This window comes from Azospirillum oleiclasticum (assembly GCF_013423485.1).
Classification (GTDB): Bacteria; Pseudomonadota; Alphaproteobacteria; order Azospirillales; family Azospirillaceae; genus Azospirillum; species Azospirillum oleiclasticum.
The window spans coordinates 92,422-105,025 of sequence record NZ_JABFFR010000019.1; the positions used below are offsets into that span (position 1 = coordinate 92,422).

Consider the following 12,604-nt stretch of genomic DNA (forward strand, 5'->3'; position numbering starts at 1 on the left):
GGTGCCGTCCTTCGATCAATGGATGACCGCCGCGTCCGCGAGGCGGCGCTGTTCGGCGGTGCCGAGGCCCAGAAGTTCGCCGAAGACATAGCCCTCGTGCTCGCCCAGCTCCGGGGTGCCGCGCTCGATCGACGGGTTGTCGGAGGCGCCGAACCGCATCGGCGCACCGACCGCGGCGCGCGTGGCGCCGCCGGTCTCCGTCACCTCGACGATGGCGCCGCGCTGGCGCAGGTGCGGGTCGGTGACGATGTCACGGGTGTTCCAGGAGACATGGGCCGGCACGCCGGCCGCCTGGAGTGCGGCGACGGCCGCCTCCGCGCCCTGGGTGGCGCACCAGTCGGCCAGCAGCCGGTCGAGCGCGTCGCGGGCGGCGTGACGGGCCGGCTGTGTGGCGAAGTGCGGGTCCGCGGCGAGGTCGGGGCGAGCCATCACCCGCGTCAGAGCGTGCCATTCGGCGTCGCTGCCGACCGACAGGCTGATCCAGCGATCCCCGTCCCGGCTGCGGTAGAGGCCGTGCGGGGCACGCCAGTGGTCCTCGTTGCCCATGCGGGCGATGGGCACGCCGGCCGCGGTGGCCAGCAGCGCCTCGCCGATCAGGGAGGAGGCGACCTCGCGGGCGGCGACGTCGACATGGCCGCCCTGCCCCGTCCGGCGGCGCCGGTGCAGCGCGGCGACCGTGGCCAGCGCGGCGTTGAGGCCGACGGAATGGTCCATCACATGGCGCATCTCCACCGGCGGGCCGTCGCGGTAGCCGGTCAGGTAGCCCAGCCCGCCCCAGGCCCCGAACAGCGGGGCGTAGCCAGCGAAGTGGGAGTCCGGGCCGGTCTGCCCGCAGGAGGAGACGGACACCATCACGATGTCCGGCTTCACCGCGCGCAGCGCCTCGTAGCCCAGCCCCAGCCGCTCCATCACGCCGGCGCGGAAACTCTCCGCCGCCACGTCGGAGACGGCGACCAGCCGTTTCGCCAGCGCCACCCCCTCCGGGTGTTTCAGGTTGATGCGCACCGACAGCTTGTTGGACGCCACCTGGTCGAAGGTCGCCGGGCCCGGCCGTCCATAGACGGTGTGCGGCTTGCGGAAGATGTCCGGCCGCTGGGCGCTCTCGATCTTGATGCACTCGGCGCCGAGCTGCGACAGCATGTGGGTGCAGAAGGGACCGGCCGCGTGCACGGTGAAATCGGCGATGCGGACGCCGGCGAGCGGTTTCATGCGCTGGCCCTCCGGGCGACGGTTGCGGCGTCCCCGCCCAGCAGCGCCTGGTCGGCGCCCGGTTCCGGCGGCGGGGCGGTGAGCGGCAGGGGATCCGGTCCGAAACGGAAGGGGGCCGTCTGCAACGGCAGCGGCGGCACACCGGGAAGCCGCAGCTCCGCGAAGGTGCCGCGGGCGCGCTCATGCCCGCCGGACACCACCTGATCGGGTTCGGCGTAGCGCGCCATCGGCACCCCCAGCGCCTGCGCCCGCCGCACCAGATCCTCCACCGGCTGGTGGCGCGCCCAATCCCGGATGCGGGCGTTGATCTCGGCACCGCGCGCGGAGCGTTGGGCGGCATCGCCGAGCGCCGGGTCGGTGGCCCAGTCCGGCGATCCCAGCAGGGTGACGAGCCCCGTCCACTGCCGCTCCTCCAGCGTCAGCAGCTCCACATGGCCGTCGGCGCATTCGATGACGCCGCCGTAGCGGAAGGACCGGGTGGACCGGTGTTCCAGCGACCCGTCGCCGAGGCGCTGGACCGCGAAGGCGCCGACCGCGACGTTGGCGTCCTGCACGGAGACATCGACGAACTGACCCTCCCCCGACCACAGGGCCGCCAGCGCGGCGAGCGCGCCGGCCACACCGCCCTGCCGTTCGGCGAAGTGGCCGGCGATCTTCAGTGGCGGGCGGTCCGGGAAGAGGGTGGCGGACAGGCCGTTGGGCAGCAGCGCCCCCTCCCCGCCCGCGTGGAGGACGTTGATCTCCGTGCCCTTCCACCCCGCCTTCGGTCCTTCGGCGCCGAAGGGCAGGATGGAGAGGTGCACGAGCCGCGGGTGCCGAGCGGCGATGCGCTCGCGGTCGAGGCCCTGCGCCGGCCGCTCCGTCAGCGGCGTGTCGTCCACCAGAATGTCCGCGGTGGCGAGCAGGCGGTCGACGGCGGCCCGCCCGTCGGCGGTTCCCAGGTCGAGGACCACGCTCCTCTTCCCGGCGGCGAGGCTGGCGAACAGGGCGCTGGTGCCGGAAGGGCCGTCCAGCATCGGCGCCTCCCGCCGCAGCGGGCAGAGGCCCGGCGGCTCGACCAGCACGACCTCGGCCCCCATGGCGGCCAGGAGCCGGCCGGCGTAGGCCGCCGCCACGGCCGACGCGGTCTCGACCACGCGCACGCCGCTGAGTGGTAGTGAAGGCTCCATCGCCGGACGCACCCCCCTTTGTTTTGGCCCCTGTTCTTATGGTTCAGCGGACGACCGGCAATTCGAGATCGAGGCCCGACCCGTCGATGTGGGCGGGGATGTTGGGATCGCGGGACGGCAGGACCACGGTGGCGAGGCCGGGCGTCGTCAGTTCGCCGCGCTGGTTCTCGCCGCGGATCTCGATGTCGACCAGGGCGTGGTGGTCCTTGACGTATTTGCGGGTCACCCGGCCGCGGCACCAGGTGGTGTCGCCCATGGTGTTGAAGCGGCGCATCTCGGTGCGGACGCGCTTGAGGAAGGCGGCGTCGCCCATCCAGTTGGTGACCAGCGAGGCCATCCAGGAGGAGCGCTGCGGGCCGTAGTCGTAGACACCGGGAACGCCCACCTCCTTGGCGGTGGATTCACGGTGGTGGCCGATGCCGGTGTACTCCAGCCCGCCGCCGGCCTCCGGATTGCGGAAGAAGTGGCCGGGATGCTTCATCGCCGCCGCGAAGACAACGCCGTGCGTGTGGCCGCGGCCGCTGCCGACCAGGAAGCCCATGGTGTCCATCAGCGACAGCGGGCCGCGGACGATGGGGTCCAGCTCCTCGCCCTCGGTCACGTCCTCCCAGTAGCGGACGTTGGCGCCGCGGATGCCGGTCATCTCGCGCATGATCGCCTCGTCGATCTGCGCGAACTCGTCGGCGGTGTATTCGTGGGTCTTGATGTCCTTGTACTTGCCGGCGTCGCGCGCCGCCTTGCGCTCGTGCCGGGTGCAGGTGCCGAGCGCGCGGGCCACCAGCTCGCCGCGCTGGTTGAAGTAGCAGGCCTCCACATACTGGAGCACCAGACGACCGGAGAACTTGCTTTCCTTCTCCTCCACGCCGACGACCCGCTCGATGGCCGACACGCGGTCGCCCGGGCGGATGTGGCGGAACAGCTCCCAGTCGTTGCCGGCGTAGAAGCCGTGCACGCCCGGCAGACCCCAGCGCGTGCGCCCCACCCAGCCGAAGGCCATCGGGAACATGGGGTGGGCGACCTGGGTGCCGAAGCGGCTGTTCCGGCCATACTCCTGCTCGCGGTAGAGCGGGTTCAGGTCACCGATGCCGTTGCACCAGTTGCGCAGGGTGTCGGGCGTGGCGTCCTGCAGGTAGGGGCCCTCGGGGCGGAGCTGCAGGCCGATCATCCCGCGGGCGGCGGCGACGGCCTCGTCGGTGATCCTGCCTTCGGCGGGTGCCCCGCCGACCTCCACCACGGACTTCGCCTCGGTCTCAACGATCGTCACGTCTCGTCTCCCTCAGACTGGATTTGAATGGATTCGCCGGGCTCGGGGCGGCATGGGCGCTCCCTTCGGCGGATGGGCCACGGCCCGAAGTCAGTGCAGTTTATATAATGCATTCTTTTGGCGGTGTCAACGCGCCCCCGCTGTGGCGCACGAATGAAAACGGGGCTTCATCAGGCTTGGCGACTGCGCCGATGCGCCATAAAATGCATTATATGGATGGCGAGCGCTCAGAAGCTGTCGGCGTTGGCTACCTGGGCAAAGCGGCGCAGGCCGGCGAGCGCGAACTCGTGCTCCTCCCGGGTGGCGCCGGCGCAGCAGTCCTCCAGCACGACGCAGGTGAAGTCGCGGTCGTGCCCCTCGCGCACGGCGGCCGACACGACGCCGTTGGTGGAGACCCCCGACAGCACCAGCCGGCGGATGCCGCGGGCGCTGAGCAGCGGGGCCAAAGCGGTGCCGTAGAAGGGGCTGACGCGGTGCTTCACGATGTCGGCATCGCCCGGCTGCGGGGCGAAGTCGGCGTGCACCTCGGTCCCCCAGCTTCCCAGCTTGAAGATGCCGCCGTCGCGCGCCTTGGTGAAAACTGGCGAACTGTCCGGCACCTCGCGGTAGTCGGGCGAGAAGCCGACGCGGACATAGCCGACCATCATGCCGGCGGCGCGGGCGCGCCCGATCGCGCGGATGGTGTTGGCGTACACGCCGCGCGCCGTCATCAGCGGCACGTAGCTCTTTCCCCCGGCCCCGTCGGGGTGCACGAGGTCGTTGATCATGTCCATGACCAAGAGGATGGAATCGCTCGCCATTGTCGTCCGGTTCCCTAGTGTCCGTTGCGGCGGGGCGCCGTGACGGCCGGGACCGGGAAGCCTGCGGTCAGCGCTGGACGCTGGCCTTGAACTCCTCCCATCCCGACCGGATGTGGGTGCGGAGCGCCGACAGGAGCGCCCCCTCGTCGCGGGCGAGGATGGCCTGCATCATCTCCTGATGCTCGTCCGACGCCCGGTCGATGCGGTGTGCGAGCTTGTTGATCAGGTCGAAGGGGTAGCGCGCCCACAGCGTGCGCACGAAGCGCAGGGTGAGCGGCTGCTCCGCCGCCAGATAGATCAGCTCGTGGAAACGGTAGTTGATGACCCGCACGGCCTCGCGGTCGCCGCTCCCGCTGGCCGCCTCGATCCGCGCCTGAAGCTCGCGCAGCTCGTTCACCGTGGCGGTGGACAGCCGCGGCAGGGCCTTCAGCGCCAGCTTGCATTCCAGCGTGACGCGCAGGTCGACGATCTCCTCCGTGGCGTTGATGTCGAGCGGCGACACCACCGCACCCCGGTGCGAGGTTCCGGTGACGAAGCCCTCCGCCTCCAGGAGCTTCAGCGCCTCGCGCACCGGCGTGATGGAGGTGCCCAGCATCTCCGCCAATTCCGCCTGCTTCAGCTTGGAACCGCGCGGGAAGCGCCCGGAAATGATGCCTTCGCGCAGGAAATCGGCGACGCGCTCTTCCTTGGTCTGGTGCAGCAAGCCTCGATCCTTCCCGGACAGGTTCCTTGCCACATTTACAGGCACGCCGGTGCACAATGCAATCTGCCATCTCAGAGCGACCGGGGCGGCGGATCGACCCGGTGCACGCGTCCCTCCAGGCCCGGACCGGAGGGCGGGTAGAGCGCCAGCACGCGCGGATCGTGCGCCGGAATCACATGGTCGTCGCTGTCCGCCAACTCGCGGATGCGGTCATGCGCGGCGATCATGTCGGAGACGTTGAAGGCGACGGCGAAGGGGATGCCGCGCTCGAACTCCTCGTAGTAATGCAGCGCGTCCGATGCCAGCACGACCCAGCCGCGGGCGGTGCGCACGCGCACCACCTCCTGCCCGGCGCAGTGGCCGCCGACCCAATGCACCGACACCCCGTCGGCGATCGCGCGGTCGCGCCCGTGCAGCTCCACCCGCCCCTGGTGGAGCAGCGTCACCATCCGCGCGATCTCGTCCACCTCGTAGGCGTGGCGGAACCAGCGGCGGCCCATCCAGGGGCCGGTCACATAGGCCATCTCCTCCGACTGCATGTGGAAGCGGGCAACGGGGAAGGCGTCGAGATGGCCGGTGTGGTCGTAATGCATGTGGGTGATCAGCACCGTCTCCACCCGCTCCGGCTCGACGCCCAGGTCGCGCAGCGTGGAGACCGGATCCAGCAGCATGGTGTGGCCGTGCTTGCGGGCCTTCTCCGGGTCCATGCCGGTGTCGACGACGATCACCCGGTCGCCGCAGCGCAGGAACCAGCAGAAGAAATCCATCGTCAGCGGCTCGTTCGGCCGCTCGTCGAGGATGAAGTTGCGGCCACGGGTCCGCCGGTCGTTGGTGCCGTAGCGGATCGCGTGGATTTCGTATTCGGCCGGCATGGCGCTTCCTCCGCTCCGTGCGTGCTGGTTCATGCGGCGTGGTGGCTCGCGGCGCCGAGATAGGCGTCGATGACCTCCTGCCGGGCGGCACCGGTCCGCAGGTCGTCCCGGTGCCGGTGGCCGACGATGCGGCCGGAGCGCAGGAAATGGATGCCGTCGGCCAGCCGCATCGTCATCTGCAGGTTCTGTTCGACCAGGATGATCGCCAAGTCACCGTCCGCGCGGATGCCGGCCAGCCGGTCGAACACGCGGCGCACCAGCAGCGGGGCGAGGCCCAGCGACGGCTCGTCCAGCAGCAGCAGTTTCGGCCCCGCCATCAGGCCGCGGCCGATGGCGAGCATCTGCTGCTCGCCACCACTGAGCCGCCACGCCGCCCGCTCCACCTTGCTGGCGATCTCCGGGAACAGCTCCAGCACCATCGCCATGCGCTCGCGCCGCCGCGCAGCATGGACCTGGTAGCCGCCGAGAATGAGGTTCTCCCGCACCGTCAGGCTGCCGACAATGGCCCGCCCCTCCGGCACATAGACGATGCCGCGGGCGACGCGCTGGCGGGTGGACAGGGCGGAGACCGGCTCGCCCTCGAACAGCAGTTCGCCCGAGGCGGGGACCAGCCCGGCGAGCGCCTTCATGATGGAGCTCTTCCCGGCGCCGTTGGCGCCCAGCAGCGCCACCACCTCGCGCGCGCCGACGGTGAAGGACACACGCTCCACCGCCGGGGCGCCGGCGCCGTAGGTGACGGACAGGTCGCGGATGGCGAAGAGGTCAGTCATCGTCGCTCCCCAGATAGATCCGCACCACATCGGGGTCGGTGCGCACCTCCGCCGGGGTGCCGCAGGCCACGAACTCCCCGAAGTTCAGCACGTAGATGCGGTCGCAGATGCCCATGACGAGGTCCATGTCATGCTCCACCACCACCATCACGAGATCGGGCGTGGCGAGCCGTTGCAGGACCCGGGTCAGGTCGCGGGTCTCGGCGTCGTTGAGCCCGGCCGCCGGCTCGTCCAGCAGCAGGACGGTGGGGCGGCCGACGATGGCGCGCGCGATTTCCACCAGCCGCTGGTTGCCGGGCGGCAACTGCGCGGGGAAACGGTCGGCGGCGTCGACCAGTCCGAACTCCGCCAGTGCGGCGGTGGCGGCGGTGCGCATGGCGGCGCGCTCGCGCCGACCGCGGGGCAAGGGCAGGAAGGCGTCCAGCCAGCCGGCGTGATGGTTTCGCGCCAGCCCCATCATCACGTTCTCGACCACCGTCAGGTCGGGGCAGAGCGCCACCGTCTGGAAGCTGCGCACGATGCCGTGGGCGGCGCGCGCCGCCGGGGGAAGGCCGCGCAGCGGGCGGTCGCCCAGCAGGATGGCGCCCTTCTCCGGCCGGTAGGCGCCGGTCAGGCAGTTGAACAGGCTGGTCTTGCCGGCACCGTTGGGGCCGATCAGGCCGGTGATCTCGCCGGGCCGGAACTCCAGATCCAGGTCGTGCAGCACCCGGATCCCGCCGAAGGAGAGATGCAGGCCGCTGGCGGTCAGGGTCGGGGCCGTCATGGCGCGCTCCTTCCGCGGCCGCGCCGCTCGACGAGGGAGCGGAGTTTCGGGGCGTAATGGCCGACCAGGATCACCGCCAGCAGGGCGCAGCCGTAGAAGATCGGGATCCAGGCGCCGGAGCTGGCGAGCATCTGCGGCACCAGCGTGAGAAAGGCGCCGCCGAGCAGCGCCCGGCCGAGTGTCAGCCCGTAGACGCTGACCACCGAGCCCACCAGCAGGAAGATGGCGGTCCACAGCGTGAAGCCGCTGGGCGATACGGTGGCGCTGGCGTAGGCCATGGAGGCGCCGGCCGCCCCGGCGATGCCGGCGCTGATCGCCATCGCCGACAGCCGCGCCCAGGTGCGGCGGGTGCCGAAGGCGTCGGCCGCGGCCGGATGGCTGCGGGCCAGCAGCAGCGCCATGCCCTGCCGCGATTCCCGCAGGCGGGCCAGGGCGTACACCCCGGCGAACAGCAGCAGCAGGGCCACGTAGTAGCGCTGCAACCCCATCGGTGCCGCGGGCAGGAGGGCTTGCGCCACATACAGCCCCTCGTAACCACCGGTCCAGGCGTCCGCGGCGTTGATGATCTCCGGCAGCGCCAGGGCGAGCGCCATGGTCGTCACCGCCAAGTATATGCCGGACAGGCGCCGCGACGGCCACGCGAAGGCCATCCCCAGCAGCGCCCCCACCGCCACCGCCAGCGGCAGGCTGATCCACAGCGGCACGCCGAAACGGACCTCCAGGATCGCCACGGTGTAGGCGCCGGCGGCGGCGAAGACGCTGTGGCCGATCGACACCTCGCCGCCGTAGCGGACGAGCATGCTGACCGACAGCACGCCCAGGCTGTTGGCGAAGCAGATGCCCAGCGTGAACAGCCAGGAGGGCGCCACCACCAGCGGCAGGCCGAGCAGCGCCACCGCCAGGGCGGCTCTCAGCGCCGGGCCGCCGAACAGCCGCATGGCGTCCGCGGGCGAGCGCTTGTCCGCGTGCAGCAGGCCGATGCTCTCAGACACGGGACCCTCCGCCGGCCGCGGCGAGAACGCCGTTGGGGAAGATGTTCAGCGCCACCAGGATGATGCAGAGGAGGAAGGTGCTGCTGTATTCGGGCGAGACGTAGTAGGTGAAGAGGTTCATCAGCACCCCGATCAGAACGCCGCCGATGAGCGCCCCCGGCAGGCTGGTGAAGCCGCCGACCACCGCGGCGGCAAAGGCCTGGAGCATGAAGACGGCGACGGTGGTGACGCTGAGGAAGGTCGTCGGCACGATCAGCAGCGCCCCCACCACCCCCAGCACAGCCGCGACCGTCCAGGCGAAGATGTGCACCGCCTTCAGGCTGAGGCCGCAGACCTCGGCCGCGAAGGGGTTGTCGGACATGGCGCGGAAGGCGATGCCGAGCTTGGTGTGGTCGATCACGAAGAACAGCGCGCCGATGGTGACCAGCGCCACGGCCAGCACCGTCAGGTCGTAGCCGGTGATCCGCAGCCCCAGCACGGTGGCGCGGAACGGCGGCACCGGCAGGTCGAGCGCCACGATGTCGGCCCCGAACACCAGCAGCGTCACCCCTTGCGCGATCAGCCCGATGCCCAGCGTGGCGATGGTGGCGGTCAGGTCGGACGCGAAGACCAGCGGGGCGATCAGCGCGTAGGTGAGGACGGCGACCGCCACGATCGCCACCAGCGTCACCCCCACCGCCATACCCCAGGAAAGCTGGAGCAGCACCCCGCTCGACAGGCCGTAGACCAGGAAGGCGGCCAGCCCGGCGACGTTGCCGTGCGAGAAGTTCACGACCTTCGAGCATTTGAAGATCATCACCAGCCCCATGGCGCCCAGCGCGTAGAGGCAGCCGGTGATCAGCCCCGACCAGACCAGCGGGAACAGGTCGGACAGCAGCACGGCGACGGCGGAGGGCTGGGTCATCACCCCTCCTCCTTCAGCACGCCCTGCTCCACCAGCCGGATCACGCTCGGGAAATACTGGCCGCCGAGGCCATGCTCGACCGCCAGCTCGTAGTAGCGGCGCACCGTCTCGGCCGCCTTGATCGGCACGCCGGTCTCCTCGGCGAGCTGGAAGACGTAGCCGATGTCCTTCAACACATAGTCCGGCGGGAAGGCGTGCTCCGGGAACCGGCGCGGCAGCATCGCCTTCATGCCGTGGTTGCGCAGGACGAAGCTGTCGCCGGAGCCCTTGGACACCGCCCGCAGCAGCGTTTCCGGATCGACCCCGGCGCGCTCGCCCAGCACCATCATCTCCGCCAGCACCACCACATGCTCGAACACCAGCATGTTGTTGACCAGCTTCAGCACCTGGCCGGTCCCGACGTCGCCGCCATGGGTGATGTCGGTCGCCATACAGGCCAGCACCGGTTCGATGCGGGCGAAGACCGACGGGGACGCACCGACCATGATCGACAGCTCGCCGCGCTGCGCCGCCTCCCGCGTGCGGGCGACGGGGGCGTCGGCGAAGTCGATGCCGCGCGCGGCCAGCCGGGACGCCACGGCGCGCGCGGTGGCGACCGGGGTGGTGGACAGGTCGACGACCACCGTGCCGGGCCGCAGCCCCGCCGCGACCAGACGGTCGCAGACCGCCTCCACCTGCGGGCCGCCGGGCAGCGACAGGCAGACGATGCCGGCCATGGCGGCGATGGCCTCCAGGTCCGCGGGCTCCGCCCTGGTGTCCGACAGCGCCTCGACCGCCGCCGGCGACAGGTCCTGCGCCAGCACCCGGCCCGCGTGCTTGAGGGCGACGTTGCGGCACATCGGGCCGCCCATGACGCCCAGGCCGATGAAGCCGATGGTCGTTTGACTGGTGGTCGTTTCGCTGGTCATCGCATCAATCCATCAGCATGCCGCCGTTGACGTCGAGTACGGTCCCGGTGATCCAGTTCGACTGCGGGGAGGCGAGGAACAGGATGGCCTGGGCGATGTCGTCGGGCTGGCCGAAGCGGCCGAGCGGCACGTTGCCGTTGGCCGACGGCGCCGCTTTCCGCGTCACCGTCTCCCACATCGGGGTCTCCACCGGGCCGGGCGCCACGATGCTGGCGTAGATGCCCTTGGCCGCACCGGCCTTGGCGACCCACTTCATCAGCCCGTGCACCGCCGACTTGGCCGCCACGTAGGAGGGGCCGGAGGCGACGCCGCCGATCTTCGCGGCGATGGAGCCCAGCGCCACCATCTTGCCGTAGCCCTGCCGCTCCATCACCGGCATGACCTCGCGCACGGGGTGCACGACACCCATCAGGTTGACGTCCAGGATGGAGCGCCATTCCTCGTCGGTGGACTCTCCCAGCGGCCGGTGCGAGATGGTGCCGGCGCACAGGATCAGGATGTCGATGCGCCCTAGCGTGCCGGCGATCCCGGCCACGGTGTCGGCGACGGCCGCCCGGTTGGTGACGTCGAGCCGCCGGTATTCCACCCGCTCATGGTCGAAGGCGGCGGACTCCGCGATGTCGGTGGCGACGACGCGGGCCCCGGCCTCGGCCAGCGCCAGGGTCGTCGCCCGGCCGATGCCGCCGGCGGCACCGGTGACCAGGGCGACCTGCCCTTCCAGGCGCGGGGGTCCGCTCAGATGAACATGAGGCATGCGTCAGTCCCTTTGTGACGAACGGAAAGGCCCCCCCGCCCCGATCGGCGGGGATGCCCCGACGATATCAGTCGGCTTTGGCGTTGAAGACCACATCCGGATAGGGGCGGAAGTCGCGGACCAGCACGAACTGGCCCTTGTGCGCCTGGATGATGCCCTCCTGCCGGGTGCCGCGGTGGTCGCCCGGCTTGAAGGTCACGCCCTTGGCCCCGCCGACGGTGACGCCGTCGAGCGACTCCAGCGCCGCCCTGAGGTTCTCGCGGGTCAGCGGCTTGCCGCTCTTGAGCAGGGCGCGGAAGCCCTCGCCGAAGACGGCGGCGTTGCTCCAGCCGTTCAGGCCGAACACGCCCTGCGGATCGTTCGGGTAGTGCTTCTTCACGGTCGCGCGGTAGGCGGCGACGGACGGCTCCTCGCTCGACACCGGCAGCAGCCAGGACGAGAAATGGACCCCGTCCAGCAGGTCGCCGGCCAGCTTGTAGGTGGACGGATCGGCGGTGAAGAAGGGGGCGAACCACTTGGCGCTCAGCCCCGTCTGGTCGGCGGCCTTCAGCGCGGCGGCGAGGTTGGCGTTGGAGCCGAACAGCACGATCGCCTCGGCCCCGGCATTGGCGACGCGGCGGATGTGCGGGGCGAAGCTGGTGGTCTTGACGTCGAAGGGCACCGATTCCACCGGCTCCAGCCCCAGATGCCGCATGTAGAGGTCGAAGCCGCGCTTGCCGGACTTGCCCAGCTCGTCGTTCTCCCACAAGAGCGCGATCTTCTTCAGCTTCAGGTCGTTGACCGCGTAATCGACGTTCATCGCCGCCGACCAGCCGTAATCCGGCAGCAGCGGGAAGACGTTGGGATCGACGTAGAAGGCGGACGCCCCGCCGATCGGGCCCACCACGGGCAGCCCCACCTCCTTGGCGTAGGGCAGCACGGCGGCGTTGGTCGCGGTGCCGACCGAGGCGGAGAGCGCGAAGATGCCCTCCCCCTCCACCATCTGGCGGGTGACCGCGGCGGAGCGGGCCGGCTCGTAGCCGTCGTCCTGGGTGACGTACTTGACCGTCCAGCCCTCGATCCCGCCGTTTTCGTTGACGTGCTTGAAATACGCGTCCGCGGCGTGGGTCAGGATGGCGTAGAATGGCACCGGCCCGGTGACCGGCGTGAAGGCGCCGACCGTGACCACCTTGTTGGCCTCGTCGATCCCGATCCTCTGCGCCTTGGCCGGCGCGACGACGGCAAGCGACAGCAGACCAACGGCTGCCGCAAGAGTCCTCAGACTCCGCATGATGACCTCCCTCCCTAGCGTTTGGACGGCTCTTTTGTTGAGCGGACGATAGGCGAGGCCGGGGACTGTCGTCAACATAAAATGCATTGTGCATCGACAATCCGCGGGGCGACGACGGCGCGTCGGGCGCCGTCGTGGCGCCGTTCATGCGGAACTTGGTTGCAGAAGTGCCCGCGCGGCAACCACCGTCACGAGCCACCCGCTCATACAATGCATTGTTTCAGGA

General features: G+C 70.5%; 13 protein-coding genes. All 13 read right to left on the reverse strand.

Annotation, left to right across the window (positions count from 1 at the left end; translation table 11 throughout):
* Positions 1-15: 15 nt before the first annotated feature.
* Positions 16-1,209, reverse strand: coding sequence for a CaiB/BaiF CoA transferase family protein (locus HL658_RS19365; RefSeq protein ID WP_180284072.1), 1,194 nt, complete (start codon positions 1,207-1,209; stop codon positions 16-18).
* Positions 1,206-2,378: a CaiB/BaiF CoA transferase family protein gene (locus tag HL658_RS19370; RefSeq protein WP_180284071.1), complete on the reverse strand. Its 1,173-nt coding sequence runs from the start codon at positions 2,376-2,378 to the stop codon at positions 1,206-1,208. The genes HL658_RS19365 and HL658_RS19370 overlap by 4 nt, the downstream gene beginning before the upstream one ends.
* 43 nt (positions 2,379-2,421) lie before the next feature.
* Positions 2,422-3,642, reverse strand: coding sequence for an FAS1-like dehydratase domain-containing protein (locus tag HL658_RS19375; protein WP_211109795.1), 1,221 nt, complete (start codon positions 3,640-3,642; stop codon positions 2,422-2,424).
* 227 nt (positions 3,643-3,869) lie between these two features.
* Positions 3,870-4,442: a cysteine hydrolase family protein gene (locus HL658_RS19380; RefSeq protein WP_180284070.1), complete on the reverse strand. Its 573-nt coding sequence runs from the start codon at positions 4,440-4,442 to the stop codon at positions 3,870-3,872.
* A 67-nt stretch (positions 4,443-4,509) separates the two neighbouring features.
* Positions 4,510-5,145 (reverse strand): GntR family transcriptional regulator, encoded by a 636-nt coding sequence (locus tag HL658_RS19385; RefSeq protein ID WP_180284069.1) that lies wholly within the window; start codon positions 5,143-5,145, stop codon positions 4,510-4,512.
* A gap of 71 nt (positions 5,146-5,216) precedes the next feature.
* Positions 5,217-6,017, reverse strand: coding sequence for an N-acyl homoserine lactonase family protein (locus HL658_RS19390; RefSeq protein ID WP_180284068.1), 801 nt, complete (start codon positions 6,015-6,017; stop codon positions 5,217-5,219).
* Between the two features lie 29 nt (positions 6,018-6,046).
* Positions 6,047-6,787 carry an ABC transporter ATP-binding protein gene (locus tag HL658_RS19395; RefSeq protein WP_180284067.1) on the reverse strand — a complete coding sequence of 247 codons (741 nt, stop codon included), beginning with the start codon at positions 6,785-6,787 and terminating at the stop codon, positions 6,047-6,049.
* Entirely contained in the window at positions 6,780-7,550 is a 771-nt protein-coding gene (locus HL658_RS19400; RefSeq protein WP_180284066.1) for an ABC transporter ATP-binding protein, read from the reverse strand. The genes HL658_RS19395 and HL658_RS19400 overlap by 8 nt, the downstream gene beginning before the upstream one ends.
* On the reverse strand, positions 7,547-8,542 hold the full coding sequence (locus tag HL658_RS19405; protein WP_211109796.1) for a branched-chain amino acid ABC transporter permease: 996 nt from the start codon (positions 8,540-8,542) through the stop codon (positions 7,547-7,549). The genes HL658_RS19400 and HL658_RS19405 overlap by 4 nt, the downstream gene beginning before the upstream one ends.
* Complete coding sequence (locus HL658_RS19410) at positions 8,535-9,446, reverse strand: branched-chain amino acid ABC transporter permease (RefSeq protein ID WP_180284065.1); 912 nt, start codon at positions 9,444-9,446, stop codon at positions 8,535-8,537. The genes HL658_RS19405 and HL658_RS19410 overlap by 8 nt, the downstream gene beginning before the upstream one ends.
* Complete coding sequence (locus HL658_RS19415) at positions 9,446-10,354, reverse strand: NAD(P)-dependent oxidoreductase (protein ID WP_180284064.1); 909 nt, start codon at positions 10,352-10,354, stop codon at positions 9,446-9,448. Before HL658_RS19415 ends, HL658_RS19410 begins: the two co-directional genes overlap by 1 nt.
* A gap of 4 nt (positions 10,355-10,358) precedes the next feature.
* Positions 10,359-11,108, reverse strand: coding sequence for an SDR family NAD(P)-dependent oxidoreductase (locus HL658_RS19420; RefSeq protein WP_180284063.1), 750 nt, complete (start codon positions 11,106-11,108; stop codon positions 10,359-10,361).
* A 67-nt stretch (positions 11,109-11,175) separates the two neighbouring features.
* Positions 11,176-12,378, reverse strand: a complete 1,203-nt coding sequence (locus tag HL658_RS19425; protein ID WP_180284062.1) for an ABC transporter substrate-binding protein — start codon at positions 12,376-12,378, stop codon at positions 11,176-11,178.
* Between the last annotated feature and the right edge of the window lie 226 nt (positions 12,379-12,604).